The sequence below is a fragment of the Pseudomonas sessilinigenes genome (assembly GCF_003850565.1).
Classification (GTDB): Bacteria; Pseudomonadota; Gammaproteobacteria; order Pseudomonadales; family Pseudomonadaceae; genus Aquipseudomonas; species Aquipseudomonas sessilinigenes.
In genome coordinates, this window is sequence record NZ_CP027706.1 from 1,016,620 (window position 1) to 1,041,583 (window position 24,964).

A 24,964-nucleotide genomic window follows, 5' to 3' on the forward strand; every position below is an offset into this window, starting at 1 on the left:
TTTTCGGCGCCCTGGCTACTAGCCCAACACGTCAGCCTTTACAGGCGGAATTCGTGGCCCAGGTAGACTTCCTTGACCAGCTCATTGGCCAGGATAGTCGCAGAATCGCCTTCGGCGATCAGTTGCCCGTCATTGACGATGTAGGCGGTTTCGCAGATGTCCAGCGTTTCGCGGACGTTGTGGTCGGTGATCAGTACCCCGATGCCCTTGGCTTTGAGGTGATGGATGATCTGCTTGATGTCGCCGACGGAGATCGGGTCCACGCCTGCGAACGGTTCGTCCAGCAGGATGAACTTGGGTGCGGTGGCCAGCGCGCGGGCAATCTCCACGCGACGACGCTCGCCGCCGGACAGGCTCATGCCGAGGTTGTCGCGGATATGGTTGATGTGGAACTCCTGCAGCAGGCTTTCCAGTTCCTGGCGACGACCTGCTTTATCGAGTTCCTTGCGGGTCTCGAGGATAGCCATGATGTTGTCGGCCACCGACAGCTTGCGGAAGATCGAGGCTTCCTGGGGCAGGTAGCCGATGCCCGCGCGAGCGCGCCCGTGCATGGGCTGATGGCTGACATCCAGGTCGTCGATCAGCACCCGGCCCTGGTCGGCCTGGACCAGGCCGACGATCATATAGAAACAGGTGGTCTTGCCTGCACCGTTGGGGCCAAGGAGGCCGACGATCTGGCCGCTGTCGATGGACAGGCTGACGTCGCGCACGACCTGTCGGCTCTTGTAGCTCTTGGCCAGGTGCTGGGCTTTCAGAGTTGCCATTACTGGGCCTTTTGCTCGTCGGTTTTCTTTTTCGGCTGGATGACCATGTCGATCCGCGGACGGGGAGCGGTAATCGAGCTGCCGTTGGCGCGACCGGCATTGGCCACTTGCTTGACGGTGTCGTAGATGATCTTCTCGCCTTCGGTGGTATTACCGTCGTTGATGACCTTGGCCTTGTCGATCAGTACGACGCGGTTTTGCTGGGCGTGGTACTGGATGGTCACGGCGTAGGCCTGGACCGGCTTGGGATCGGTCTGCTTCTGCAGTTGCTCGAAGTAGGCCAGGTTGCCCACCGAGGTCACGACGTCGATTTCACCACTCTTGGCCCGGGTGATGGTCACGGTGTTGCCGGTGATCTTCATCGAGCCCTGGGTGATGATCACGTCGCCTTTATAGGTGGCTACGCCATTCTTGTCATCGAGCTGGGCATCGTCGGCCTGGATGCGGATCGGCTGTTGGCTATCGTTCGGCAGAGCCCAGGCGCTCACGCTTCCCAGTGCTGCGCCCAGACTGAGCAAAATAGGGAGGGTTTTAATGAGCCTCATACTGTCCTCTTACGTTCGATAGCAGGTCCATCCTGCCGTCTTTCAAATACGCTTTCATTCCCGTAGCCGTGGTCACGCCGTCGGCGCCGTCGATTCTAACGGCTTGCTCGGTTTGCGCATATTGCTTCTGTGGGAATACTGTCATGCGACTGCTGGTGATCAGCAGGTTGCGATTCTTCTCGTCAGTGCGCGAAACCCGTACCGAGTCGATGAGTTCGACCTGAGTGCCATCCGGGTTGACTTCGCCGCGTTCGCTCTGGACGTGCCACGGATAGGCGGTGCCACGGTACATGTGCAGGTCCGGCTGGGTCAGCAGGGTTACCTGGCTGGCCTTGATGTGCTCGACCTTGTCCGAGGTCATCTCGTATTGCAGCTTCCCATCGGGCAGGTACTGCACGCTGTGGGCATTGATCGCGAAATAGTCGATGGCGCTTTCATCGACCTGGACCACCGGCTTGTCGAGGAAGCGCTCGGGGCTGATATTCCAGTAGCCCACCGCAGCGAATAGCAAGGCAATGGTCCCGAAGATCAGTATGTTGCGAATCTTTTTACTCAGCATTGGCGGACTCTATAGATAAGCGGCATTGGCTGCTTCGAGGCGGCCCTGGGCATGCAGGATCAGTTCGCAAAATTCGCGAGCCGCTCCTTCGCCGCCGCGGGCCACGGTGATGCCGTGGGCGTGCTCGCGAACGAAGGCGGCGGCATTGGCGACTGCCATGCCCAGGCCGACACGACGGATCACGGGTAGGTCGGGCAGGTCGTCGCCCAGGTAGGCGACCTCTTCATAGCTTAGGCCCAGTTGTGCAAGAAGCTCGTCCAGTACGACCAGCTTGTCTTCGCGGCCCTGGTAGAGGTGGGGGATTCCCAGGTTCTTGGCCCGGCGCTCGACCACGGGGGTCTTGCGCCCGGTGATGATCGCGGTTTGTACTCCGGCGGCCATGAGCATCTTGATGCCCTGGCCGTCGAGGGTACTGAAGGATTTGAATTCGCTGCCGTCCTCGAGGAAGTACAGGCGACCGTCGGTCAGCACGCCGTCGACGTCGAAAACCGCCAGCTTGATGTTCTTGCCGCGCTGCAGCAGGTTCTCATTCATTTACATCACTCCTGCGCGCAACAGGTCGGACAGGTTGAACGCGCCTATGGGGCGATCCTCCTGGTCGACGACGACCAGTGCGTTGATTCGATTGTCTTCCATGATTTTCAGGGCTTCGGCCGCCAGCATCTCGGCACGTGCGGTCTTGCCGTGGAGGGTCATGACTTCGTCTATGGTGGTGTGGTGGATATCGATGCTGCGGTCCAGGGTGCGGCGCAGGTCGCCGTCAGTGAAGACCCCGGCCAGGCGCCCGTCCGCCTCGACAATGACGGTCATGCCCAAGCCCTTGCGGCTCATCTCCATCAGGGCATCGCGAAGCAGGGTGCCACGCTGGACCTGAGGCAGTTGTTCGCCGGCGTGCATGACGTTCTCGACCTTCAGCAGCAGGCGACGTCCCAGGGCGCCACCGGGGTGCGAGAAGGCGAAGTCTTCGGCGGTGAAGCCGCGGGCCTCCAGCAGTGCCACGGCCAGGGCGTCGCCCATGACTAGGGCGGCGGTGGTCGAAGAGGTGGGGGCCAGGTTCAGCGGGCAGGCTTCTTGCTCGACATGCACGTTGAGATTGACGTCGGCGGCCTTGGCCAGCGGTGAGTCCGGGTTGCCGGTGATGCTGATCAACTGGATGCCCAGGCGCTTGATCAGCGGCAACAGGGTCACGATTTCATTGGTGGAGCCGGAATTGGAGAGGGCCAGGATCACGTCTTCGCGGGTAATCATGCCCATGTCGCCATGGCTGGCTTCAGCCGGGTGGACAAAAAAAGCCGTGGTTCCCGTACTGGCCAGGGTGGCGGCGATCTTGTTGCCGATATGCCCGGACTTACCCATGCCGACCACTACCACTCGGCCTTTGCTGGCCAGAATCATCTCGCAGGCGCGCACGAAATCTGCGTCGATATGGGGCAGCAAGCCTTCTACGGCCTGTATTTCGAGGCGGATGGTGCGCTGTGCTGATTGAATCAGGTCGCTGGTTTGGCTCATGTCTGAAATCGTATAGCCCGATGAAAAGGCGGCGATTATAGCGGTAATGAACAAATCCCTCACGCAAGTTCGTCAGCCTTTGCCGACTGTTGCCAGGAATCGAACTATTTTGCCTGTCGTCGACCTGAACGGTGACGGCTTCGGCCTTGGGGGCTAAGCATCAGCAGTGATATAGTTCGCCGCCAGTTCGGCCTGCCCAGAGGCACGAGCTCCCGGGAGGGAGCCTAGCGTCCGAGTGTTAGGTTGCATCGCAAGGAGTTTAGATGAGTGCCGATAACGCTTACGCGGTCGAGCTGAAGGGCGTTTCCTTCAAGCGCGGTACGCGCAGCATATTCAATAACGTGGATATCCAGATTCCGCGGGGCAAGGTCACCGGCATCATGGGACCTTCCGGCTGCGGGAAAACAACCCTGCTGCGCCTGATGGGCATGCAATTGCGGCCTAGCGCTGGTGAAGTGTGGGTCAACGGCCAGAATCTGCCGAAGCTTTCGCGCAGTGACCTGTTCGATGCTCGCAAGCAGATGGGCGTCCTGTTCCAGAGCGGTGCGCTGTTCACTGATCTGGATGTCTTCGAAAACGTAGCCTTTCCGCTGCGGGTGCATACCCAGCTGCCTGACGAAATGATTCGCGACATCGTCCTGCTCAAGCTACAGGCTGTGGGGTTGCGAGGAGCCATTGACCTGATGCCCGACGAGCTGTCGGGTGGGATGAAGCGTCGGGTCGCCTTGGCTCGCGCCATTGCCCTGGACCCGCAGATCCTCATGTACGACGAACCGTTCGTGGGCCAGGACCCTATTGCCATGGGGGTGCTGGTACGCCTGATCCGGCTGCTCAACGATGCCTTGGGTATCACCAGTATCGTGGTTTCCCATGATCTGGCCGAGACCGCAAGCATCGCCGACTACCTCTATGTAGTGGGTGATGGCCAGGTACTGGGCCAGGGAACTCCTGCCGAGCTCATGGACTCCGACAATCCGCGTATTCGTCAATTTATGAAGGGCGATCCCGACGGTCCCGTGCCGTTTCATTTTCCAGCGCCGGATTACCGCGCAGATCTTCTGGGGAAGCGCTGATGCGCAAGATATCGCTAATCGAAAGGGTTCGTCTCTTCGGTCGCTCAGGCATCGATGTCCTGGCGGTACTGGGGCGTTCCACCCTGTTCCTGTTTCACGCGCTGCTCGGGCGCGGCAGCATCGGCGGCGGATTCGGCCTGCTGGTCAAGCAACTGCATTCAGTGGGCGTGATGTCACTGGTGATCATTGTCGTGTCCGGGATCTTCATCGGCATGGTGCTGGCACTGCAGGGATTCAATATCCTTTCCAGCTATGGTTCGGAGCAGGCGGTGGGCCAGATGGTTGCCCTGACCCTGCTGCGTGAGCTGGGGCCGGTGGTGACTGCGTTGCTGTTCGCCGGGCGAGCCGGTTCGGCGCTGACGGCCGAAATCGGCAACATGAAGTCCACCGAGCAACTCTCCAGCCTGGAGATGATCGGTGTCGATCCGCTCAAGTACATCATTGCCCCGCGCCTCTGGGCTGGCTTCATTTCCCTGCCGCTGTTGGCGATGATCTTTTGTGTCGTGGGTATCTGGGGCGGTTCGTGGGTGGCTGTCGACTGGCTGGGGGTCTATGAAGGTTCCTACTGGGCGAACATGCAGAACAGCGTGAACTTCAGCAGCGACGTGCTCAATGGTGTGATCAAGAGCATTGTCTTTGCATTTGTAGTGACCTGGATCGCCGTATTCCAAGGCTACGACTGTGAGCCCACCTCAGAGGGGATCAGCCGTGCCACTACCAAGACCGTGGTGTATGCCTCGTTGGCCGTACTCGGCTTGGACTTTATTCTGACCGCCTTGATGTTTGGAGATTTCTGATGCAAAACCGCACCCTGGAAATCGGTGTCGGCCTTTTCCTGCTGGCTGGCATCCTGGCTTTGCTGTTGCTTGCCCTGCGAGTCAGTGGCCTGTCTCCGACGGCTAGCACCGATACCTATAAACTTTACGCCTACTTCGACAATATCGCCGGTTTGACGGTCAGAGCCAAAGTGACCATGGCCGGCGTGACCATCGGCAAGGTCACGGCGATCGATCTGGACCGTGACAGCTTCACCGGCCGGGTGACGATGCAACTGGAAAAGCGCGTGGATAACCTGCCGACCGACTCCACTGCATCTATCCTGACTGCTGGCCTGTTGGGTGAGAAATACATCGGTATCAGCGTGGGTGGGGAAGAGGCTCTGCTCAAGGATGGTGGAACCATCCACGACACCCAGTCGTCGCTGGTGCTGGAGGACCTGATCGGTAAATTCCTGCTCAATACCGTTAGCAAAGACGCCAAATGAGGAGTTTTTCGATGATTTCTATCTTGCGACGTGGCCTGTTGGTGCTGCTCGCTGCCCTGCCGTTGCTGGCAAATGCGGCGAGCCCCACGTCCGCCCATGACCTGGTGCAGGACACTACCAATCGGTTGTTGGCCGATCTGGCAGCCAATAAAGAGAAGTACAAGCAAAGCCCATCCGACTTCTATAACGCCCTGAACGGCATTGTCGGCCCGGCGGTGGATGCCGACGGGATTTCCCGCAGCATCATGACGGTGAAGTATTCGCGCAAGGCCACCCCGGAGCAGATGTCGCGCTTCCAGGAGAACTTCAAGCGCAGCCTGATCCAGTTCTATGGCAATGCGTTGCTGGAGTACAACAACCAGGGCATCACCATTTCTCCTCCCAAGGATGAAAGCGGCACCCGTACCAGCGTCGACATGCAGGTGAAAGGCAATAACGGGGCGATCTACCCGGTGTCCTACACCTTGGAGAAGATCAACGACGAATGGAAGATTCGTAACGTGATCATCAATGGCATCAATATCGGCAAGCTGTTCCGCGATCAGTTCGCCGATGCGATGCAGCGCAACGGTAACAACCTGGACAAGACCATCGACGGCTGGGCCGGCGAAGTGGCCAAGGCCAAGGAAGCCACCGATAACGCTGCGCCAAAGGCCGAGCAATGAGCGAGGCGGGCGTACGTCTGGGTGAGGCTGGGGAGCTGCTGATCAGCGGCGTGCTGGACTACCGCAGTGGCCCGGGCCTGCGCAAGCAGGGCCAGGCGCTGATCAAGTCGAGCAAGGCGCCAGCCTTGGTGCTCGATTGCTCGGCGGTCCAGCGCTCCAGCAGTGTCGGCCTGGCCTTGCTGCTGGCCTTCATGCGCGATGCCCAGGGCCTGGGCAAGAATGTCAGCATTCGTGCATTGCCCGACGGCATGAAAGAGATTGCCGAGGTTTCCGGCGTTACCGAGATTCTCGCGCAACCCCAGTGACTCCAGAAACATGGAAGCCCCCCGTCAGAGTCCTGCTATGCGGGGTTCGCAGGCGCGGGGCTTTTTTGTATGATGTCCGACCCGCGCGCACAGGGCGCCGATTGAGGTTGAGCATGCAGGCCAACGAAGTGAAGAGCTTTCTCGAGGGAAAGCTGCCCGGAACTCAGGTAGAAGTTGAGGGCGAAGGCTGCAACTTTCAGCTGAACGTGATTAGCGACGAACTGTCGGCCTTGAGCCCGGTTAAGCGTCAGCAGAGCATCTATGCCCATTTGAACCCATGGATTGCCAATGGCAGCATCCACGCGATCACCATGAAATTTTTCAGCCGCGCGGCCTGGGCCGAGCGCACCTGAGCCCAAGGGCGTCGAGACTCTTATGGATAAATTGATTATTACCGGCGGCGCTCGCCTTGATGGCGAGATCCGCATTTCCGGGGCCAAGAACTCCGCGCTGCCTATCCTGGCGGCAACCCTGCTGTGCGATGGCCCGGTTACCGTGGCCAACCTGCCGCACCTGCACGACATCACCACCATGATCGAGCTGTTCGGTCGCATGGGCATCGAGCCTGTGATCGACGAGAAGCTCAGCGTCGAGATCGACCCGCGCAGCATCAAGACCCTGGTGGCGCCTTACGAGCTGGTCAAGACCATGCGCGCCTCGATCCTGGTGCTGGGCCCTATGGTCGCGCGCTTCGGTGAAGCCGAAGTGGCGCTGCCAGGCGGTTGCGCCATTGGTTCGCGTCCAGTGGACCTGCACATCCGCGGCCTGGAGGCCATGGGCGCGCAGATCGATGTCGAAGGTGGCTACATCAAGGCCAAGGCGCCAGAAGGCGGCCTGCGCGGCGCTAACTTCTTCTTCGATACCGTGAGCGTGACCGGTACCGAGAACATCATGATGGCGGCTGCCCTGGCCAAGGGCCGCAGCGTACTGCAGAACGCCGCTCGCGAACCTGAAGTGGTGGACCTGGCGAACTTCCTGATCGCCATGGGCGCGAAGATTACCGGCGCCGGCACCGACACCATCACCATCGATGGCGTCGAGCGTCTGCACTCGGCTATCTACAAAGTCATGCCCGACCGTATCGAGACCGGTACCTACCTGGTAGCTGCCGCTGTCACCGGTGGCCGGGTCAAGGTCAAGGACACCGATCCGACCATCCTTGAGGCCGTTCTGGAAAAACTCAAGGAAGCCGGGGCCGAGATCACCACCGGTAGCGACTGGATCGAGCTGGACATGCACGGCAAGCGCCCCAAGGCGGTCAACGTGCGTACCGCTCCATACCCGGCGTTCCCGACCGACATGCAGGCGCAGTTCATTTCCCTGAACGCGATTGCCGAAGGCACTGGCGCTGTGATCGAGACCATCTTCGAAAACCGCTTCATGCACGTGTACGAGTTGCACCGCATGGGCGCCAAGATCCAGGTCGAAGGCAACACGGCCATCGTCACCGGCGCTGAAATCCTCAAGGGTGCGCCCGTGATGGCGACCGACCTGCGGGCTTCGGCCAGCCTGGTGATCTCGGCCCTGATGGCCGAAGGCGACACCCTGATCGATCGCATCTACCACATCGACCGTGGCTACGAGTGCATCGAAGAGAAACTGCAGATGCTGGGCGCGAAGATTCGCCGCGTACCGGGCTAACCTGCCAAGGGCACAGGGAGGTGCCACACGATTTTGTTTCACGTCGAGCCTGTCTTCAGGCTCGACGCATGTCTGGCGCCATTTGCGTCCGGGCATCAGTCGCCGCATAAGGACTTACGTTACTCATGTTGACCATCGCACTGTCCAAGGGCCGTATCCTCGACGACACGCTGCCGCTTCTGGCTGAAGCGGGCATCGTGCCAACCGAGAATCCGGACAAGAGCCGCAAACTGATCATTCCCACGACCCAGGAAGATGTACGCCTGTTGATCGTGCGGGCCACTGATGTGCCGACCTACGTCGAGCATGGCGCTGCCGACCTCGGCGTGGCTGGCAAGGACGTCCTGATGGAGTACGGCAGCCAGGGCCTTTACGAGCCGCTGGATCTGCAGATCGCCAAGTGCAAGCTGATGACCGCCGGTGCCATCGGCGCCGAGGAGCCCAAGGGCCGCCTGCGGGTCGCCACCAAGTTCGTCAACGTGGCCAAGCGTTACTACGCAGAACAAGGCCGGCAAGTGGACATCATCAAGCTCTACGGTTCCATGGAGCTGGCCCCGCTGATCGGCCTGGCGGACAAGATCATTGACGTGGTCGATACCGGCAACACCCTGCGGGCCAACGGCCTGGAACCCCAGGAAATGATCGCCACCATCAGCTCCCGCCTGGTGGTCAACAAAGCATCCATGAAGATGCAGCACGCGCGTATCCAAACGCTGATCGATACCCTGCGCAAGGCAGTGGAATCGCGACACCGCGGCTGACTCACATGCGTGGCCCCGAGCCGCGCCCATCTATCCGCGTCATAACCAGAATGCTCAGGTGCCCACGCGGATGGCCTGGTAGTCTTGCGGCGCCTGAGTCATGCAAAACCAAGCTTGTCCTTTTGTGCATTCGCCAATCAATGAGGCCTTCGCTATGACCGCTCCCACTGCAATTCGCCGACTCAACGCTGCCGATGCGGATTTCGCCCGACATCTGGATCATCTGCTGAGCTGGGAAAGCGTGTCCGACGACGCGGTCAACCAGCGTGTGCTCGATATCATCAAGGCCGTACGCGAGCGCGGTGACGCGGCGCTGGTGGAGTTCACCCAGCGCTTCGATGGCGTCGAGGCCAAGGTCATCGATGACCTGATTCTCGATCGTGCCCGCCTGGAGCTGGCCCTGACCCGCATCACCCCGGTACAGCGCGAGGCCCTGGAAAAGGCCGCCAATCGCGTGCGTGTCTATCACGAGCGCCAGAAGCAGGACTCCTGGCAGTACACCGAGGCCGATGGCACCGTGCTTGGCCAGAAGGTCACGCCCCTGGACCGCGCCGGCTTGTACGTGCCAGGCGGCAAGGCGTCGTATCCGTCCTCGGTGCTGATGAACGCGATCCCGGCGAAAGTCGCCGGTGTCTCCGAGGTGGTGATGGTGGTGCCGACTCCTCGTGGCGAGGTCAACGAGCTGGTGCTGGCCGCTGCTTGCATTGCTGGGGTCGACCGGGTCTTCACCGTTGGTGGTGCGCAGGCTGTCGCCGCGCTGGCCTATGGCACCGAGAGCGTGCCCCAGGTGGACAAGATCGTCGGCCCGGGCAACATCTATGTGGCCACCGCCAAGCGTCATGTATTCGGCCAGGTCGGTATCGACATGATCGCCGGTCCCTCGGAGATCCTCGTGGTGTGCGACGGCCAGACCGATCCGGACTGGATCGCCATGGACCTGTTTTCCCAAGCCGAGCACGACGAAGATGCCCAGGCGATCCTGGTCAGCCCGGATGCCGAGTTCCTCGATCGGGTAGCTGCAAGCATCGCCAAGCTGCTGCCGACCATGGAGCGCGCCGAGATCATCAACACCTCGATCAATGGCCGGGGCGCACTGATCCAGGTCCGCGACATGCAGCAAGCCATCGAAGTGGCCAACCGCATCGCTCCCGAGCACCTGGAGTTGTCGGTGGCCGACCCGCAAGCCTGGCTGGGGCAGATCCGCCACGCCGGGGCGATCTTCATGGGGCGCCACACTTCGGAAGCCTTGGGCGACTACTGCGCCGGCCCGAACCACGTGCTGCCGACTTCCGGCACTGCGCGTTTTTCCTCGCCGTTGGGGGTGTATGACTTCCAGAAGCGCTCGTCGATCATCTTCTGTTCCGAGCAGGGCGCATCCGAACTGGGCCGCACGGCCTCGGTACTGGCCCGTGGCGAGTCGCTGACCGCCCACGCCCGCAGCGCCGAATACCGCATCGTCGACGACCAAGATCAGGGGCAATGAGCATGAGCAAATTCTGGAGTCCGTTCGTCAAGAACCTGGTGCCCTACGTGCCGGGCGAACAACCCAAGCTGACCAAGCTGGTCAAGCTCAACACCAACGAAAACCCCTATGGTCCGTCGCCCAAGGCCCTGGCCGCGATGCAGGCCGAGCTCAATGACAACCTGCGACTGTACCCCGATCCCAACAGCGACCTGCTCAAGCAGGCGGTGGCCAGCTACTACGGGGTGCCGGCCAACCAGGTGTTCCTCGGCAACGGCTCCGACGAAGTCCTGGCGCATATCTTCCATGGCTTGCTGCAACAGGACCTGCCGCTGCTATTCCCGGATATCAGCTACAGCTTCTATCCGGTGTATTGCGGCCTGTATGGCATCGATTTCGAAGCGGTGCCGCTGGACGAGCAGTTCCAGATCCGCGTGGCCGACTACGCCAAGCCCAATGGCGGCATCATTTTCCCCAACCCGAACGCGCCGACTGGCTGCCTGCTGGCCCTGGCGGCGGTGGAGCAAATCCTCAAGGCCAGCCCCGATTCGGTGGTGGTCGTGGATGAGGCCTACATCGACTTCGGCGGCCAGACGGCCATCAGCCTGGTGGACCGCTACCCGAACCTGCTGGTGACCCAGACCCTGTCCAAGTCCCGTTCCCTGGCGGGGTTGCGGGTGGGCCTGGCGGTAGGGCATCCGGACCTAATCGAGGCCCTGGAGCGGGTCAAGAACAGCTTCAACTCCTACCCCCTGGATCGCCTGGCGATCGTCGGTGCGGCCGCGGCCTTCGAGGACCGCGAATACTTCCAGAAGACGTGCCAGCAGGTAATTGAAAGTCGCGAATGGCTGGTGGCGCAGTTGCAGGCCAAGGGCTTCGAGGTGTTGCCTTCGGCGGCCAACTTCATCTTTGCCCGCCACCCGCAACACGATGCCGCGGGCCTGGCCGCCAAGCTGCGGGAGCAAGGCGTGATCGTGCGTCACTTCAAGCAGCAGCGGATCGCCCAGTTCCTGCGGATCAGCATCGGCACGCCGGAGCAGAACCAGGCCCTGGTCGACGGATTGGGGCAACTCTAAGCGGCAAGCTGGAAGCCCTGAGCATGTGCCTGGGGCTTCTTCCTTGCAGCTAAAGGCTTGCCGCTTGCCACTGCAGCCTGCGGCTGCGCTTATTCGTGGTGCGGTTCTCCCAGGAAGGTCAGGGAGCTGAACAGGCCACGGGAGGCAGCGTCGGGGTTGTCCTTGAGGGGCACCTCGACCTGCGCGGCGATCACATTCAAGCCCTCGTTGCGCACCAACACCTGGGCGCGACCCTGGGCATCGGTCTCGGTGCTCAGGGTATTGGGTGCATTGCGGTAATCCCCCACCAGCTTCACTCCCGCAGCAGGTCGGCCGTCGAGCAGGACTCGTACTGGCAGGCTCTTGCCGGGCCCCACAAGGAGCGGGTCGGTCTCGGGCAGGATCACCAGCTTGAGCTGCTCGAGGTTGGGCAGCTTCGCTCCAGGCTGATAGATCGCCAGGCTGTACTTGAAGGTATGGGTCGAGGCGATGGCACCAGGCACCTGGCTGCGCCCCTGGTTGACCCACTGTTTGTCGGCGGTTTGCGACCAGGGCCCGTTGTCCAGGGCCACGGCCATTACGGCCGGGTGCTTGAGCGGTTGCAGCCGGGCGTGATCGGCAAGGCGCTGCACCGTCACCGGGATCATCCGTCCCTGGCTGTCATAGGCCCAGGCGCCGCTGATCTTGCTCGGCTTGAAGGCATCGTCCTCGGCGCCGTGGCCGTACACCACCTCGATGTTGCCGCGTCGCTGTTCGGTCCACAGGCCATGGGCCACGGCCTGGGTGGCCCCCAGAGTGCCGAGCAGGCCCAGCAGGGCAATGGTTTGCAAAGGTTGCATGGCGGTTCTCTTCTACAGGTTGAGTGTCAGGCTGACGGTGAAGTTGCGTGGCTCTCCCGGGGTGACCCAGTAGTTGCTGTAGGAGCGCTCGTAGTACTTCTCGTCGAACAGGTTGTTCAGGTTCAGACCCAGGGTCAGGTTGTCGCTGGCCTTGTAGTGGGCCAGCAGGTCCAGGGTGCGGTAGGCGGGAAGTTCGAAGCGGCCTCCGGCCTCGCCCGAACGGTCGCCGACGTAGGTCAGGGCCGCGCCGATATCCGAGCCCTTGAGGCGACCGTCCTGGAATTCATAGACCCCCAGCAGGCTGCCACTGTGCTTGGCCACCCCGAGAATGCGGCTGCCGGCGGGAATTGCCTGGTCGCCCTTGGTGACTTCGGCGTCGACCAGCGCATAAGCGCCAATCACCCGTACGGCGTCGGTCAACTGCCCACTGAATTGCAAGTCGAAGCCCTGGCTGCGGGCCTTGCCCATGGCGCGACTGGAGTCGGTGCCCGGGTCCAGGGCGAGCACGTTCTCCTTGTCGATATGGAAAGCGGCGAGGGTCGCGCTCAAGCGCTCGTCGAACAGTTCGCTCTTGATCCCCACTTCATATCCGACGCCTTCTTCTGGCTTGAATGATTTGCCGGCGGCGTCCAGGCCGTTGTTGGGCTTGAACGAGGTGGAGGCGTTGGCGAACAGGCCGAGCTGCGGAGTCAGTTGATACAGGAGCCCGGCGCGTTGGGTCAGGGCATCGTGGTTCTGGCGGCTGCGCTGGCCGGTGGCGTGGTCGTCGATTCGTTGCTCGAAATGTTCAAAACGCGCGCCCAGCATGCCGCGCAGGCGTTCGCTGAAGATGATCTGGTCCTGGAGGTTCAGGGCGCGGCTTTCGACGTGCTCGAAAAAGTCAGTGCCGGAACGTTTGCCGTTGGGTTTGGCCTGACCGTAGATCGGGTTGTAGATATCGATGGCGTAGGGGCTGCCGGCCATGGCGGTGACTCGCTCGTTCTTGCGGTAGTTTTCGTATTCGCTGCCTAGCAGCAGTTCGTGCTGCCAACTGCCGAGGTCGAACAGGCCATGCAGTTCCAGTTGGGTGATGCTGTCGTGCCAGTTGTTGTCGCGTTCGCGGTAGCGCCGGTCAACGGTATGCAGCTCGGCATTCAGGGGGCGGGTTTCCGAGGCGAAGCCCCACAGCTTGCCCTCCTTGTAGTGGCTGGCCAGGCGCAGCTTCCAGTTGTCGTCGAGGTAATGTTCCAGGCTGGCCTGGAGCATGTTGTTGTGGTTGTCGATGTTGCCGTCGCTGGGCTCGCCGAGGAAGGTCGAGCGCGATACGCCACTCCAGCGGTTGCCGGGGGCGACGATGCCGCGGTCGAAGGTCGAGCTGTGGCGGACGAACTCGCTTTCCACCAGCAGGCTGGTGTCCGGGTTCAACTGCCAGCTCAGGGAAGGGGCGACGAATACCCGGCGACTGTCGACGTGGTCTCGGAAGCTGTGGTTGTCCTCCACCGCCAGGTTGACCCGCGACAGCAGGTCACCCTGGTGGTCGAGGGGGCTGTTGAGGTCCAGTTCGGTGCGGTAGCGATCCCAGCTACCGGCTCGGGTGCGCAGGGTGGCGAAGGCCTGTGGCTGGGGCTTCTTGGTGACGATGTTGACCATGCCTCCGGGATCGCCGCGTCCGTAGAGGCTGGCGGCCGGGCCCTTGAGTACTTCGATACGTTCGATGCTGGCCGCGTCCGGGGTGCTGGGGTAGCCACGATTGGCGCTGAAACCATCCTTGTAGAACTCCGAGGTGGTGAAGCCGCGGATGCTGTACTCATACAGGGTCAGGCCGCCGAAATTGTTCTGCTTCGACACGCCGCCGGCGAAGTCCAGGGCCCGCTCGACATTGCTGCTGCCCAGATCCTGGAGCACGCTGGCAGGGATCACGCTGATGGACTGCGGGATTTCGCGAATCGCCGTATCGGTCTTGGTGGCGCTGGCGGAACGGGTGGCCCGGTAGCCCTTGACCGGACCCGTGGCGGATTCTGATTCGCCGCTGATGCGAATAGTCTCCAGTTCCACCGGCTGCGGTTCTTCGGCGTACACAGGATCGGTCAGCAGGCCCAGGGCCAGGCCTGCCAGGGGGAGGATTCTTCGGGGCGTCATGGGTTGTTCCAATAGCGATATTGAAACAATATAACATGACTAATGAGAATGTATATTGTTAGCCCGGCATGGCCGGGCTCACGTCATTCCTCTTCCTTGACGGGCGCGGGGGGCGGTCGCAGGCCGATCTCGGCAGTCAACTTGAGCTCCTTGCCATTACGCATGACCTGGATCGCCACCTTCTCGGTGGGCTTGATCCGGGCTACCTGGTTCATCGAGCGGCGACCGTCGCCGGCGGGTTCGCCATCGATGCTGAGGATCACGTCGCCCAGTTGCATGCCGGCCTTTTGCGCCGGGCCATCACGTAAGATGCCCGCCACCACGATGCCCGGGCGTCCGGCCAGCCCGAAGGACTCCGCCAGCTCCTGGGTCAGCGGTTGCACCTCGATGCCCAGCCAGCCACGGATGACCTGGCCGTGTTCGATGATCGATTTCATCACTTCCATGGCCAGCTTGATCGGGATGGCGAAGCCGATGCCCTGGGAGCCACCGGACTTGGAAAAGATCGCGGTGTTGATACCGGTCAGGTTGCCGTTGGCGTCCACCAGCGCACCACCGGAGTTGCCCGGGTTGATCGCTGCGTCGGTCTGGATGAAGTCTTCGTAACTGTTCAGGCCCAGTTGGTTGCGGCCAGTGGCGCTGATGATGCCCATGGTTACGGTCTGGCCCACCCCGAACGGGTTGCCAATGGCCAGGGCGACATCGCCGACGCGGATGTTTTCCGAGTGACCGACAGTGATCGAGGGCAGGTTCTTCAGGTCGATCTTGAGCACCGCCAGGTCGGTTTCCGGGTCGCTGCCGATGACCCGAGCCAGGGTTTCCCGGCCGTCCTTGAGGGCCACCACGATTTGCTCGGCGCCGGACGTCACGTGGTTGTTGGTCAGCAGGTAGCCTTCGGGGCTCATGATCACCCCGGAACCCAGGCTCGACTCCATGCGTTGCTGCTTGGGCAGGTTGTCACCGAAGAAGCGCCGGAACTGCGGGTCCTCGAACAACGGGTGGGCCGGTTTATTGATCACCTTGGTGGTGTACAGGTTGACCACCGCAGGGGCAGCGATGACCACCGCATCGGCGTAGGACACCGGCCCCTGTTGGGTGCTGGTGGTTTGTGGCGCTTGTTGCAGATTCACATCCAGGCTGGGCAGGCCGACCCATTGCGGGTAACGCTGAATAATCAATAACGCGATAAGCACGCCGGCCAGTAATGGCCAGCCGAAAAAACGCAGAGCCTTGAGCATCGGGCAAGTCCTGGGTGGTTACGAAGGGCTGCGCACGGCCCCATAATGTCGCGCATTATACGAGGCCGCACGTGCCTCTGGACGGGATATTTAGGAGTCTTTCATGGCCGTTGCCCTGAGCACACTGGTAGAAGAAGCGGACCGCTACCTGGGCAGTTCGCGAATCGCCGACTATTGCCCCAATGGCCTGCAGGTCGAAGGGCGCCCGCAGGTGATGCGTATCGTCAGCGGCGTGACTGCCAGCCAGGCCCTGTTGGATGCCGCGGTGGAGGCCAAGGCCGACCTGGTACTGGTGCACCACGGTTACTTCTGGAAGGGGGAAGACCCCTGCGTCACGGGTATGAAGCAGCGTAGGTTGAAAACCCTGCTCAAGCACGATATCAGCCTGTTGGCCTACCACCTGCCCCTGGACCTGCACCCTGAGGTGGGTAACAACGTGCAACTGGCCCGGCAGTTGGATATCACCGTGGAAGGCCCGCTGGACCCGGAAAATCCCAAGGTCGTCGGTCTGGTCGGGTCTCTGGAAGAACCCATGAGTCCGCGGGACTTTGCCCGGCGGGTACAAGAGGTGATGGGCCGCGAACCGCTGCTGATCGAAGGCAGCGAGATGATTCGTCGGGTCGGCTGGTGTACCGGTGGCGGCCAGGGCTACATCGACCAGGCGGTGCTGGCCGGTGTCGACCTGTACCTGAGTGGCGAGGCCTCGGAGCAGACGTTCCACAGTGCCCGGGAAAACGACATCAGCTTCATCGCCGCGGGGCACCACGCCACCGAGCGCTATGGCGTTCAGGCGCTGGGTGACTACCTGGCCCGGCGCTTTGCCCTGGAGCACCTGTTCATCGATTGCCCGAACCCGATCTGAGGGCGCTTCATCGCCGCTGCGCCGGGGCTTCGAAGGAGCGTCCTTGCGCAGCCAGGGGCGCTGTTGCAGGGCGTGAATCCAGCAAACAGGCGGGTATATTCATATACCGTTTCGTTCTAGTTGGCTCCCTGATTAGAAGCAGGTCGCTGTGCTAGCATGCCCCGCTCGAACACGGCCCGCAGGCCGTCCATAAGAAAGCTTTCGTGAGTAGCCATGGTCGACAAACTGACGCATCTGAAACAGCTGGAGGCGGAAAGCATCCACATCATCCGCGAGGTGGCGGCCGAGTTCGACAATCCGGTGATGCTGTATTCCATCGGCAAGGACTCCGCGGTGATGTTGCATCTGGCCCGCAAGGCGTTCTTCCCCGGCAAGCTGCCGTTCCCGGTGATGCACGTCGATACCCGGTGGAAATTCCAGGAGATGTACAAGTTCCGCGATCGCATGGTCGAGGAAATGGGCCTGGACCTGATTACCCACGTCAACCCCGATGGCGTGGCCCAGGGCATCAACCCCTTCACCCACGGCAGCGCCAAGCACACCGACATCATGAAGACCGAGGGCCTCAAGCAGGCCCTGGACAAGCACGGTTTCGACGCCGCGTTCGGCGGGGCTCGCCGCGATGAAGAGAAGTCCCGCGCCAAGGAGCGCGTCTACTCGTTCCGCGACAGCAAGCACCGCTGGGACCCGAAGAACCAGCGTCCCGAGCTGTGGAACGTGTACAACGGCAAGGTCAACAAGGGCGAGTCGATCCGCGTGTTCCCGCTGTCCAACTGGACCGAGCTGGACATCTGGCAATACATCTACCTGGAAGGTATCCCGATCGTGCCACTGTACTTCGCCGCCGAGCGCGAAGTGATCGAGAAGAATGGCACCCTGATCATGATCGACGACGAGCGCATCCTCGAGCACCTCAGCGATGAGGAGAAGGCGCGCATCGTCAAGAAGAAAGTGCGTTTCCGTACCCTGGGCTGCTACCCGTTGACGGGCGCGGTCGAGTCCGAAGCCGAGACCCTGACCGACATCATCCAGGAAATGCTCCTGACCCGTACGTCGGAGCGCCAGGGCCGGGTCATCGACCACGATGGCGCAGGCTCGATGGAAGACAAAAAACGCCAAGGGTACTTTTAAGCTTCGAGTTACAAGCGGCAAGCAGCAAGTTAAAGGCGGTATGCGTAACGTCGTGGTTTGTTGCTTGCAGCCGGTTGTTGCGAGCCGGAATCGGAACACTCGTCATGGATTTCGAGAAACTGATTGTTTGGCAGCGAAGCAAAGCTTTGGCGGTGGGGATTTATAAAGAGTTTGCGTAGTGTGGGGACTTTGGATTCAAGGACCAGATCACTCGCTCTGTTCTTTCGGTGCCTTCCAATATTGCCGAGGGCATGGAGCGTCGTAGCAATAGAGAAAAAGTCCATTTTCTCTGGATCGCGAAAGCTTCCTGCGGCGAACTCCGGACTCAAATCCTTATCGCTCGTGAAATTGCCTACATCGCGAACCCGCTGGCTGAGAATTGGATTAAAGAAACCCGCGAGCTATCGAAGATGCTCAGCGGCTTGATCAAAAAAATTTCTGACTAGCTGTACGCCGACAAGCTTGCCGCTTGAAGCTTACAGCTTGGAGCTTGAACGCTATGAGCCACCAATCCGATCTGATCAGCGAGGACATCCTCGCCTACCTGGGCCAGCACGAACGCAAGGAACTGCTGCGCTTCCTTACCTGTGGCAACGTGGATGACGGCAAGAGCACCCTGATCGGGCGCCTGCTGCACGATTCGAAGATGATCTACGAAGATCACCTGGAAGCCATCACCCGTGACTCGAAGAAGGTCGGCACCACCGGTGACGACATCGACCTGGCCTTGCTGGTGGATGGCCTGCAGGCCGAGCGCGAGCAGGGCATCACCATCGACGTGGCCTACCGTTACTTCTCCACCGCCAAGCGTAAGTTCATCATCGCCGACACCCCGGGCCATGAGCAGTACACCCGCAACATGGCCACCGGTGCCTCCACCTGCGACCTGGCGATCATCCTCGTGGACGCCCGCTACGGCGTGCAGACCCAGACTCGCCGGCACAGCTACATCGCCTCCCTGCTGGGGATCAAGCACATCGTCGTGGCCATCAACAAGATGGACCTCAAGGGGTTCGACCAGGATGTGTTCGAGTCGATCAAGGCCGACTACCTGCAGTTCGCCAAGGGCCTGAAGATCCAGCCCACCAGCCTGCACTTCGTGCCGATGTCGGCACTCAAGGGCGACAACGTAGTGAACCGCAGCGAGCGTTCGCCGTGGTACACCGGCCAGTCGCTGATGGAAATTCTCGAGACCGTTGAGGTCTCCGGCGACCGCAACCTCACCGACCTGCGTTTCCCGGTGCAGTACGTCAACCGTCCGAACCTGAACTTCCGCGGTTTCGCCGGCACCCTGGCCAGCGGCATCGTGCACAAGGGCGACGAAGTGGTGGTGCTGCCTTCGGGCAAGAGCAGCCGCGTCAAGTCCATCGTCACTTTCGAGGGCGAGTTGGAACAGGCCGGGCCCGGCCAGGCCGTGACCCTGACCATGGAAGACGAGATCGATATCTCCCGGGGCGATTTGCTGGTGCACGCCGACAGCGTGCCACCGGTGACCGATAACTTCGAAGCCATGCTGGTGTGGATGGCCGAGGAGCCGATGCTGCCGGGCAAGAAGTACGACATCAAGCGCGCCACCAGCTATGTGCCGGGTTCGATCGCCAGCATTGTTCACAAGGTCGATGTGAACACCCTGGAAGAGGGCGCGGCCAGTGCCCTGCAACTGAACGAGATCGGCAAGGTCAAGGTCAGCCTCGATGCATCGATTGCCCTGGACGGTTACGAAAGCAATCGCACCACGGGCGCCTTCATCGTCATCGATCGCCTGACCAACGGCACCGTCGGCGCGGGCATGATCATCGCCCAGCCAGTGGCCCACGGCAGCGCTACCCACCATGGCAAGCTGGCCCATGTCGCCACCCAGGAGCGTGCCCAGCGCTTTGGCCAGCAGCCAGCCACCGTGCTGTTCAGCGGCTTGTCGGGCGCCGGCAAGAGCACCCTGGCCTATGCCGTGGAACGCAAGCTGTTCGATATGGGGCGTGCGGTGTTCGTCCTCGACGGCCAGAACCTGCGTCACGACCTGAACAAGGGGCTGCCCCAGGATCGTGCCGGACGTACCGAGAACTGGCGGCGTGCGGCTCACGTTGCCCGTCAGTTCAACGAAGCCGGCCTGCTGACCCTGGCAGCGTTCGTGGCCCCAAGTGCCGAAGGGCGCGAGCAGGTCAGGGACTTGATCGGCAAGGAGCGTCTGCTGACGGTCTATGTCCAGGCCTCGCCAACGGTTTGTGCCCAGCGTGATCCCCAAGGCCTGTACGCGGCCGGTGGCGATAACATCCCGGGCGAGTCCTTCCCGTATGACGTGCCGCTGGATGCCGACCTGGTGATCGATACCCAGGCGCTGACCGTGGACGAGGGCGTCAAGCAGGTGCTGGACCTGTTGCGCAGCCGTGGCGCGATCTAAGGTAAGGGCAGCGGCGAGCTTCTAGCTGCAAGCTGCAAGAAAAAGCCCGCGGACAGGTGACTGTCTGCGGGCTTTTTGTGTCTGTTCGAACGCGAAGAGGCCCTTACAGGCGCTTCATCGCTTGCCTGGATAATGCTGGTGCAGTTGCTCCAGCAGCGCATCCTTGGCTTGCCAGCGCTGGTTGATCCAGTCCTGGAAGGCCTGCCGATAAACCGCGTCCTGTTCATAGTTGCGTCCGATGAACTGCTGCGCAATCGGTACTTCTTCGAAATGCACCACCACCTCCCTGACCTTGCCGCTGAGCAAGTCCCAGAAGCCGGGACGGCCGGCAGGGTAGTGGATGGTCACGTCGACGATCGATTGCAGCTGCTCGCCCATGGCATCCAGCACGAAGGCGATGCCGCCGGCCTTGGGCTTGAGCAGGTACTTGAATGGCGATTGCTGCTGGGCATGCTTGGCCTCGGTGAAGCGCGTGCCCTCGACGAAGTTGAAGATACCCACCGGATTGCTGCGGAATTTCGCGCAGGTCTTGCGGGTGGTTTCCAGGTCCTTGCCCCTTTTTTCCGGATGCTTCTCCAGGTAGGCCTTGGAGTAGCGCTTCATGAAGGGAAAGCCCAGGGCCCACCAGGCCAGGCCGATCACCGGCACCCATATCAGTTCCTGCTTGAGGAAGAACTTCAATGGGCGGATACGTCGGTTGAGCACGTACTGCAATACCAGGATATCGACCCAGCTCTGGTGGTTGCTGGTGACCAGGTAGGAGTGCTGGTAGTCCAGGCCTTCAAGGCCCTGCACATGCCAGCGAGTGCGGCACACCAGCTGCATCCAGGCTTTGTTGTTACTGATCCAGGCCTCATGGGTATGGTTCATCAGCCAGTGGGTGAAACGCTGGGTGAAGGCAAAGGGCAGGGCCTTGAAGATCGCCACGCAGAACAGGAACGAGCACAGCAAAATGGTGTTGAGCGCCAGCAACAGCGACGCGATGGTGCCGCGTACGGCACCCGGTAGAAAGTCCAGCATTCAGGCATCCATGGGTCGGTTGGCGGCTTGGATCGCCGTCAGGGCGATGGTGTAGACGATATCGTCCACCTGGGCCCCGCGGGGCAGGTCGTTCACCGGCTTGCGCAGGCCTTGCAGCATCGGCCCCAGGCTGACGCAGTCGGAGCTGCGCTGCACGGCCTTGTGGGTGGTGTTGCCGGTATTCAGGTCGGGGAACACGAACACCGTGGCCTTGCCCGCCACCTGGCTGTTGGGAGCCAGTTGCCGGGCGACGTTCTCGTTGGCGGCGGCGTCGTACTGCAGCGGGCCGTCGATCAACAGCGAGCGCTGGGCTTCATGGGCCAGCAGGGTGGCCTCGCGGACCTTCTCCACCTCTTCGCCACTGGCCGAGTCGCCGCTGGAGTAGCTGATCATCGCGACCCGTGGAGGGATGCCGAAGGCCGCCGCCGAATCGGCGCTCTGCAGGGCGATCTCTGCCAGTTCGCTGGCACTGGGGTGCGGGTTCATCACACAGTCGCCGTAGACCAGCACCTGCTCGGGAAACAGCATGAAGAACACCGAGGACACCAGGGTGCAGCCCGGCGCGGTCTTGATCAGTTGCAGGGCAGGGCGGATGGTGTTGGCGGTGGAGTGGACGAGCCCGGAGACCAGACCGTCGACCTCGTCCAGGGCCAGCATCACCGTGCCGATCACCACCGGGTCTTCCAGTTGTTGCTCGGCCATCGGGGCGTTGAGGCTCTTGCTCTTGCGCAGGGCCACCATGGGCTCGACATAACGCTCGCGAATCAGGTCCGGGTCGAGGATCTCCAGGCCCTCGGGCAGCTCGATGCCCTGGGCCCTGGCCACGGCGTGCACGTCGTCCGGCTTGGCCAGCAGCACGCAGCGGGCTATGCCACGGGCCTGGCAGATGGCAGCAGCTTGCACGGTCAGCGGCTCGCTGCCCTCGGGCAGGACGATGCGCTTGTCGGCTTGCTGGGCGCGCTGGATCAGCTGGTAGCGGAACACCGCGGGCGACAGGCGCATTTCCCGTGGGGTGCCACAACGCTGGTGCAGCCAGTCGGCATCCAGGTGGCTGGCGACGAAGTCGGTGATGATTTCCGCGCGCTCGCGGTCATCGATGGGGATTTCCTTGTTCAGGCCGTTGAGCTGGTTGGCGGTGTCGTAGGAGCCGGTGCTCACCGACAACACGGGCAGGCCGGCATTCAGGGCGCCACGGCACAGCTCCATGATCTTCGGATCGGGCAGGGTGCCGCTGGTCAGCAGCAGGCCGGCCAGGGGCACGCCGTTGATGGCCGCCAGACTTACGGCGAGGATGATGTCGTCGCGATCGCCCGGGGTCACCACCAGCACTCCGGGCTTGAGCAGCTCCACGGTGTTGCGCATGGTGCGCGCACAAATGATGATCTTGGTCATGCGCCGGTTTTCGTAGTCCCCGGCGTTGAGTACCTGGGCGCCCATCAGGTCTGCCACGTCACGGGTGCGCGGAGCATTGAGTTCCGGCTGGAACGGGATGCAGCCCAGCAGGCGGAAGTCACCGCTGCGCAGCAGTGGCGAATGCTCTTTCAGGCGGGCGCTGAACGCCTCGATGCTTTCGTCGGTACGCACCTTGTTGAGGATCACCCCCAGCACTTTCGGATCCCGTGGGCCACCGAACAACTGCGCCTGCAACTCGACCCGCCCGGACAGCTCGGTCAACACTTCGTTTTCCGGGGCCGATACCAGGATCACCTCGGCATCCAGGCTCTTGGCCAGGTGCAGGTTGACCCGGGCCGCGTAGCTGGCGGCACGGGTCGGGACCATGCCCTCGACAACCAGCACGTCCTTGCCGATGGCAGCCTGCTGGTAGAGGGTGATGATTTCTTCCAGCAGCTCGTCCAGCTGGCCATCGCCCAGCATCCGTTCCACGTGGGCCAGGCCCAGGGGCTGTGGTGGCTTCAGGCCGTGGGTCCGCGCCACCAGTTCAGTGGAGCGCTCCGGACCGGTGTCGCCAGGGTGTGGTTGGGCAATGGGCTTGAAGAAACCGACCTTGAGGCCGGCGCGTTCCAGGGTGCGTACCAGCCCGAGGCTGATAGAGGTCAGGCCCACGCCAAAGTCGGTGGGCGCGATAAAGAAAGTTTGCATGCGAATTCTCGAAGGGTGCATGGCAAGGGCGACGGTCCATGGCCGCCTACCGCGATAGTCAGGGGCTAAGGTTATCGTTTCCCGCGTCTTGAGCACACCAGCCACACGCAAAGGGGCGACCTATTTTTTCTGCCCGCTGCGTTGGGTCCAGCACCCAGGCACGTGATTGCCATGGCGGCTGGTGGCGCAGGTGCTGGGTATGGCCGCAGGACAGTTCGACCACCCAGTGGCCGTCCTCATCCTGGTGAAAGCCGCAGATTGTCGAGGGCTGCTTCTGATTCCGTTTGTCCGGGTTCCGTTCGCTTTCGAGCGATTGCTTCGCTAAACTTGGACGTTCTTCATTCTTATGCAAAAGGTCCCGCCCCATGCTGATCGCCGCCAATAAGGCTGTCTCCATCGACTATACCCTCACCAACGACGCTGGTGAGGTCATCGACAGCTCTGCCGGCGGCGCCCCGCTGGTCTACCTGCATGGCGCAGGCAACATCATTCCGGGCCTGGAAAAGGCCCTGGAAGGCAAGCAGGTCGGTGACGAGCTGAAGGTCGCCGTGGAGCCTGAAGACGCCTACGGCGAATACGCCGCCGAGCTGGTCAGTACCCTGAGCCGCAGCATGTTCGAAGGCGTCGACGAACTGGAAGTGGGCATGCAGTTCCACGCTTCGGCTCCGGACGGCCAGATGCAGATCGTGACCATTCGCGATCTGGACGGCGACGACGTGACTGTCGACGGCAACCACCCACTGGCCGGCCAGCGCCTGAACTTCCAGGTCAAGGTCGTTGCCATCCGTGATGCCAGCCAGGAAGAAGTTGCCCATGGCCACGTCCATGGCGAAGGTGGTCATCACCACTGAGTTTCTGCGCTAAGCTCAAGATTGCTGGAAAGGCGCCCGAGGGCGCCTTTTTAGTCCGCGGCTTTTGGCTGTACTGTCGAGAGGCTGTCTTAAGAACACGGGAATTTGGAGTTCGTCATGAGTGCTTTTCACGACCTTAAACTGAAAGCCCTGGATGGTCAGGAACTGCCGCTCGCGCCCTTCAAGGGACAAGTCGTGCTGGTGGTCAACGTCGCCTCCAAGTGCGGCCTGACTCCCCAGTATGCGGCGCTGGAGAACCTCTACCAGCAGTACAAGGGCCAGGGGTTCAGTGTGCTGGGCCTGCCGTGCAACCAGTTCGCCGGACAGGAGCCTGGTACCGAACAGGAGATCCAGGAGTTCTGCAGCCTTAACTACGGAGTGAGCTTTCCACTGAGCAGCAAGCTCGAGGTCAACGGCCCGGAGCGCCACCAGCTGTACCGCCTGCTGGCGGGCGAGGGCGCCGAGTTTCCCGGGGACATCACCTGGAACTTCGAGAAGTTCCTGCTTGGCAAGGATGGCCGGGTCCTGGCGCGTTTTTCACCGCGTACCGCTCCCGATGACCCCACGGTGGTCCAGGCCATCGAGAAAGCCTTGAGCTGAAGCGACCTGGCGGGCTTGTCGCCGCGCCCGCTGTTCGCGCCTCATCCACGCCGCCGTATGGCGGCGTTTTTGCGCCAAGATCACTCAAATCAATAGTGCTGTGCAGGGTCTTGAGTGAAGAATATTATCCTCATCATAAGTGCGTCGGGCCCCGGCCTGGCGTTGCCTTGTGCGTCGATTCTCGACTCCAGTCCTTTCCTGTCG

26 protein-coding genes and 1 pseudogene are annotated in these 24,964 nt (G+C 61.7%); 16 read left to right on the forward strand and 11 right to left on the reverse strand.

The window, feature by feature from the left end; all coding sequences use genetic code 11:
- Window positions 1-38: 38 nt before the first annotated feature.
- Genes lptB through C4K39_RS04585 form a run of 5 tightly spaced genes read right to left on the reverse strand, consistent with a single transcriptional unit; the run spans window position 39 to window position 3,377 of the window.
- Window positions 39-764 (reverse strand): LPS export ABC transporter ATP-binding protein, encoded by a 726-nt coding sequence (lptB, locus tag C4K39_RS04565; protein ID WP_058436531.1) that lies wholly within the window; start codon window positions 762-764, stop codon window positions 39-41.
- Entirely contained in the window at window positions 764-1,309 is a 546-nt protein-coding gene (gene lptA, locus C4K39_RS04570) for a lipopolysaccharide transport periplasmic protein LptA (RefSeq protein ID WP_068584226.1), read from the reverse strand. The genes lptB and lptA overlap by 1 nt, the downstream gene beginning before the upstream one ends.
- Window positions 1,296-1,868 (reverse strand): LPS export ABC transporter periplasmic protein LptC, encoded by a 573-nt coding sequence (gene lptC, locus C4K39_RS04575; RefSeq protein WP_068584223.1) that lies wholly within the window; start codon window positions 1,866-1,868, stop codon window positions 1,296-1,298. The genes lptA and lptC overlap by 14 nt, the downstream gene beginning before the upstream one ends.
- Window positions 1,869-1,877: 9 nt before the next feature.
- The gene (locus C4K39_RS04580) at window positions 1,878-2,402 is read right to left on the reverse strand and encodes a KdsC family phosphatase (RefSeq protein WP_068584220.1); all 525 of its coding nucleotides are present in this window, start codon (window positions 2,400-2,402) and stop codon (window positions 1,878-1,880) included.
- Window positions 2,403-3,377, reverse strand: coding sequence for a KpsF/GutQ family sugar-phosphate isomerase (locus C4K39_RS04585; RefSeq protein ID WP_068584217.1), 975 nt, complete (start codon window positions 3,375-3,377; stop codon window positions 2,403-2,405).
- A gap of 263 nt (window positions 3,378-3,640) precedes the next feature.
- Here C4K39_RS04585 and C4K39_RS04590 point away from each other — a divergent pair, with 263 nt between their 5' ends.
- The 10 genes from C4K39_RS04590 (at window position 3,641) to hisC (ending at window position 11,624) form a co-directional block, all read left to right on the forward strand.
- Window positions 3,641-4,450: an ATP-binding cassette domain-containing protein gene (locus tag C4K39_RS04590; RefSeq protein ID WP_068584214.1), complete on the forward strand. Its 810-nt coding sequence runs from the start codon at window positions 3,641-3,643 to the stop codon at window positions 4,448-4,450.
- A complete protein-coding gene (mlaE, locus tag C4K39_RS04595; RefSeq protein WP_068584211.1) occupies window positions 4,450-5,247 on the forward strand; it encodes a lipid asymmetry maintenance ABC transporter permease subunit MlaE in 798 nt (265 codons plus the stop codon). The genes C4K39_RS04590 and mlaE overlap by 1 nt, the downstream gene beginning before the upstream one ends.
- Window positions 5,247-5,714, forward strand: coding sequence for an outer membrane lipid asymmetry maintenance protein MlaD (gene mlaD / locus C4K39_RS04600; protein ID WP_011059277.1), 468 nt, complete (start codon window positions 5,247-5,249; stop codon window positions 5,712-5,714). Before mlaE ends, mlaD begins: the two co-directional genes overlap by 1 nt.
- A gap of 11 nt (window positions 5,715-5,725) precedes the next feature.
- Window positions 5,726-6,379, forward strand: a complete 654-nt coding sequence (locus C4K39_RS04605; protein ID WP_068584209.1) for an MlaC/ttg2D family ABC transporter substrate-binding protein — start codon at window positions 5,726-5,728, stop codon at window positions 6,377-6,379.
- On the forward strand, window positions 6,376-6,684 hold the full coding sequence (locus tag C4K39_RS04610) for an STAS domain-containing protein (protein ID WP_124345759.1): 309 nt from the start codon (window positions 6,376-6,378) through the stop codon (window positions 6,682-6,684). The genes C4K39_RS04605 and C4K39_RS04610 overlap by 4 nt, the downstream gene beginning before the upstream one ends.
- A gap of 113 nt (window positions 6,685-6,797) precedes the next feature.
- Window positions 6,798-7,037 (forward strand): BolA family protein, encoded by a 240-nt coding sequence (locus C4K39_RS04615; protein ID WP_022642333.1) that lies wholly within the window; start codon window positions 6,798-6,800, stop codon window positions 7,035-7,037.
- 22 nt (window positions 7,038-7,059) lie between these two features.
- Window positions 7,060-8,325, forward strand: a complete 1,266-nt coding sequence (murA, locus tag C4K39_RS04620) for a UDP-N-acetylglucosamine 1-carboxyvinyltransferase (RefSeq protein WP_124345760.1) — start codon at window positions 7,060-7,062, stop codon at window positions 8,323-8,325.
- Window positions 8,326-8,450: 125 nt separating this feature from the next.
- Window positions 8,451-9,086, forward strand: a complete 636-nt coding sequence (gene hisG, locus C4K39_RS04625; RefSeq protein WP_068584199.1) for an ATP phosphoribosyltransferase — start codon at window positions 8,451-8,453, stop codon at window positions 9,084-9,086.
- Between the two features lie 154 nt (window positions 9,087-9,240).
- Entirely contained in the window at window positions 9,241-10,569 is a 1,329-nt protein-coding gene (gene hisD, locus C4K39_RS04630) for a histidinol dehydrogenase (RefSeq protein ID WP_124345761.1), read from the forward strand.
- A 2-nt stretch (window positions 10,570-10,571) separates the two neighbouring features.
- The gene (gene hisC, locus C4K39_RS04635; protein ID WP_124345762.1) at window positions 10,572-11,624 is read left to right on the forward strand and encodes a histidinol-phosphate transaminase; all 1,053 of its coding nucleotides are present in this window, start codon (window positions 10,572-10,574) and stop codon (window positions 11,622-11,624) included.
- A gap of 89 nt (window positions 11,625-11,713) precedes the next feature.
- Here hisC and C4K39_RS04640 read toward each other — a convergent pair whose 3' ends face one another.
- The 3 genes from C4K39_RS04640 to algW form a co-directional block, all read right to left on the reverse strand.
- Window positions 11,714-12,442 (reverse strand): DUF4198 domain-containing protein, encoded by a 729-nt coding sequence (locus C4K39_RS04640; protein ID WP_068584190.1) that lies wholly within the window; start codon window positions 12,440-12,442, stop codon window positions 11,714-11,716.
- Between the two features lie 12 nt (window positions 12,443-12,454).
- Window positions 12,455-14,560, reverse strand: coding sequence for a TonB-dependent siderophore receptor (locus C4K39_RS04645; RefSeq protein ID WP_124345763.1), 2,106 nt, complete (start codon window positions 14,558-14,560; stop codon window positions 12,455-12,457).
- 83 nt (window positions 14,561-14,643) lie between these two features.
- Window positions 14,644-15,798 (reverse strand): Do family serine endopeptidase AlgW, encoded by a 1,155-nt coding sequence (gene algW / locus C4K39_RS04650; RefSeq protein ID WP_068584184.1) that lies wholly within the window; start codon window positions 15,796-15,798, stop codon window positions 14,644-14,646.
- Between the two features lie 103 nt (window positions 15,799-15,901).
- On the opposite strand from algW, the gene C4K39_RS04655 reads away from it, so the two are divergent.
- The 4 genes and pseudogenes from C4K39_RS04655 (at window position 15,902) to cysN (ending at window position 20,189) form a co-directional block, all read left to right on the forward strand.
- Window positions 15,902-16,660, forward strand: coding sequence for a Nif3-like dinuclear metal center hexameric protein (locus C4K39_RS04655; RefSeq protein ID WP_124345764.1), 759 nt, complete (start codon window positions 15,902-15,904; stop codon window positions 16,658-16,660).
- 213 nt (window positions 16,661-16,873) lie between these two features.
- The gene (cysD, locus tag C4K39_RS04660; RefSeq protein ID WP_022642340.1) at window positions 16,874-17,791 is read left to right on the forward strand and encodes a sulfate adenylyltransferase subunit CysD; all 918 of its coding nucleotides are present in this window, start codon (window positions 16,874-16,876) and stop codon (window positions 17,789-17,791) included.
- 104 nt (window positions 17,792-17,895) lie between these two features.
- A pseudogene (locus C4K39_RS04665) lies at window positions 17,896-18,237 on the forward strand (four helix bundle protein).
- A 53-nt stretch (window positions 18,238-18,290) separates the two neighbouring features.
- A complete protein-coding gene (gene cysN, locus C4K39_RS04670) occupies window positions 18,291-20,189 on the forward strand; it encodes a sulfate adenylyltransferase subunit CysN (RefSeq protein WP_068584177.1) in 1,899 nt (632 codons plus the stop codon).
- A 114-nt stretch (window positions 20,190-20,303) separates the two neighbouring features.
- Here the strand turns inward: cysN and yihG are convergent, their stop codons facing one another.
- Genes yihG through C4K39_RS04685 form a run of 3 tightly spaced genes read right to left on the reverse strand, consistent with a single transcriptional unit; the run spans window position 20,304 to window position 23,706 of the window.
- On the reverse strand, window positions 20,304-21,209 hold the full coding sequence (gene yihG, locus C4K39_RS04675; protein WP_124345765.1) for a 1-acylglycerol-3-phosphate O-acyltransferase, YihG family: 906 nt from the start codon (window positions 21,207-21,209) through the stop codon (window positions 20,304-20,306).
- Window positions 21,210-23,309, reverse strand: a complete 2,100-nt coding sequence (gene pta / locus C4K39_RS04680; protein WP_068584171.1) for a phosphate acetyltransferase — start codon at window positions 23,307-23,309, stop codon at window positions 21,210-21,212. It abuts the gene before it with no gap.
- A 58-nt stretch (window positions 23,310-23,367) separates the two neighbouring features.
- Window positions 23,368-23,706 (reverse strand): DUF3565 domain-containing protein, encoded by a 339-nt coding sequence (locus C4K39_RS04685; RefSeq protein ID WP_124345766.1) that lies wholly within the window; start codon window positions 23,704-23,706, stop codon window positions 23,368-23,370.
- Here C4K39_RS04685 and C4K39_RS04690 point away from each other — a divergent pair.
- Window positions 23,675-24,160, forward strand: coding sequence for an FKBP-type peptidyl-prolyl cis-trans isomerase (locus tag C4K39_RS04690; protein WP_022642345.1), 486 nt, complete (start codon window positions 23,675-23,677; stop codon window positions 24,158-24,160). The genes C4K39_RS04685 and C4K39_RS04690 overlap by 32 nt on opposite strands.
- A gap of 117 nt (window positions 24,161-24,277) precedes the next feature.
- Complete coding sequence (locus C4K39_RS04695; protein WP_068584168.1) at window positions 24,278-24,760, forward strand: glutathione peroxidase; 483 nt, start codon at window positions 24,278-24,280, stop codon at window positions 24,758-24,760.
- Window positions 24,761-24,964 lie beyond the last annotated feature (204 nt).

What these genes read in the sequence shown, in the direction of transcription:
- lptB (WP_058436531.1), bottom strand. Translation starts at nt 764, where the DNA reads ATGGCAACTCTGAAAGCCCAGCACCTGGCCAAGAGCTACAAGAGCCGA.
- lptA (WP_068584226.1), bottom strand. Translation starts at nt 1,309, where the DNA reads ATGAGGCTCATTAAAACCCTCCCTATTTTGCTCAGTCTGGGCGCAGCA.
- lptC (WP_068584223.1), bottom strand. Translation starts at nt 1,868, where the DNA reads ATGCTGAGTAAAAAGATTCGCAACATACTGATCTTCGGGACCATTGCC.
- C4K39_RS04580 (WP_068584220.1), bottom strand. Translation starts at nt 2,402, where the DNA reads ATGAATGAGAACCTGCTGCAGCGCGGCAAGAACATCAAGCTGGCGGTT.
- C4K39_RS04585 (WP_068584217.1), bottom strand. Translation starts at nt 3,377, where the DNA reads ATGAGCCAAACCAGCGACCTGATTCAATCAGCACAGCGCACCATCCGC.
- C4K39_RS04590 (WP_068584214.1), top strand. Translation starts at nt 3,641, where the DNA reads ATGAGTGCCGATAACGCTTACGCGGTCGAGCTGAAGGGCGTTTCCTTC.
- mlaE (WP_068584211.1), top strand. Translation starts at nt 4,450, where the DNA reads ATGCGCAAGATATCGCTAATCGAAAGGGTTCGTCTCTTCGGTCGCTCA.
- mlaD (WP_011059277.1), top strand. Translation starts at nt 5,247, where the DNA reads ATGCAAAACCGCACCCTGGAAATCGGTGTCGGCCTTTTCCTGCTGGCT.
- C4K39_RS04605 (WP_068584209.1), top strand. Translation starts at nt 5,726, where the DNA reads ATGATTTCTATCTTGCGACGTGGCCTGTTGGTGCTGCTCGCTGCCCTG.
- C4K39_RS04610 (WP_124345759.1), top strand. Translation starts at nt 6,376, where the DNA reads ATGAGCGAGGCGGGCGTACGTCTGGGTGAGGCTGGGGAGCTGCTGATC.
- C4K39_RS04615 (WP_022642333.1), top strand. Translation starts at nt 6,798, where the DNA reads ATGCAGGCCAACGAAGTGAAGAGCTTTCTCGAGGGAAAGCTGCCCGGA.
- murA (WP_124345760.1), top strand. Translation starts at nt 7,060, where the DNA reads ATGGATAAATTGATTATTACCGGCGGCGCTCGCCTTGATGGCGAGATC.
- hisG (WP_068584199.1), top strand. Translation starts at nt 8,451, where the DNA reads ATGTTGACCATCGCACTGTCCAAGGGCCGTATCCTCGACGACACGCTG.
- hisD (WP_124345761.1), top strand. Translation starts at nt 9,241, where the DNA reads ATGACCGCTCCCACTGCAATTCGCCGACTCAACGCTGCCGATGCGGAT.
- hisC (WP_124345762.1), top strand. Translation starts at nt 10,572, where the DNA reads ATGAGCAAATTCTGGAGTCCGTTCGTCAAGAACCTGGTGCCCTACGTG.
- C4K39_RS04640 (WP_068584190.1), bottom strand. Translation starts at nt 12,442, where the DNA reads ATGCAACCTTTGCAAACCATTGCCCTGCTGGGCCTGCTCGGCACTCTG.
- C4K39_RS04645 (WP_124345763.1), bottom strand. Translation starts at nt 14,560, where the DNA reads ATGACGCCCCGAAGAATCCTCCCCCTGGCAGGCCTGGCCCTGGGCCTG.
- algW (WP_068584184.1), bottom strand. Translation starts at nt 15,798, where the DNA reads ATGCTCAAGGCTCTGCGTTTTTTCGGCTGGCCATTACTGGCCGGCGTG.
- C4K39_RS04655 (WP_124345764.1), top strand. Translation starts at nt 15,902, where the DNA reads ATGGCCGTTGCCCTGAGCACACTGGTAGAAGAAGCGGACCGCTACCTG.
- cysD (WP_022642340.1), top strand. Translation starts at nt 16,874, where the DNA reads ATGGTCGACAAACTGACGCATCTGAAACAGCTGGAGGCGGAAAGCATC.
- cysN (WP_068584177.1), top strand. Translation starts at nt 18,291, where the DNA reads ATGAGCCACCAATCCGATCTGATCAGCGAGGACATCCTCGCCTACCTG.
- yihG (WP_124345765.1), bottom strand. Translation starts at nt 21,209, where the DNA reads ATGCTGGACTTTCTACCGGGTGCCGTACGCGGCACCATCGCGTCGCTG.
- pta (WP_068584171.1), bottom strand. Translation starts at nt 23,309, where the DNA reads ATGCAAACTTTCTTTATCGCGCCCACCGACTTTGGCGTGGGCCTGACC.
- C4K39_RS04690 (WP_022642345.1), top strand. Translation starts at nt 23,675, where the DNA reads ATGCTGATCGCCGCCAATAAGGCTGTCTCCATCGACTATACCCTCACC.
- C4K39_RS04685 (WP_124345766.1), bottom strand. Translation starts at nt 23,706, where the DNA reads ATGGAGACAGCCTTATTGGCGGCGATCAGCATGGGGCGGGACCTTTTG.
- C4K39_RS04695 (WP_068584168.1), top strand. Translation starts at nt 24,278, where the DNA reads ATGAGTGCTTTTCACGACCTTAAACTGAAAGCCCTGGATGGTCAGGAA.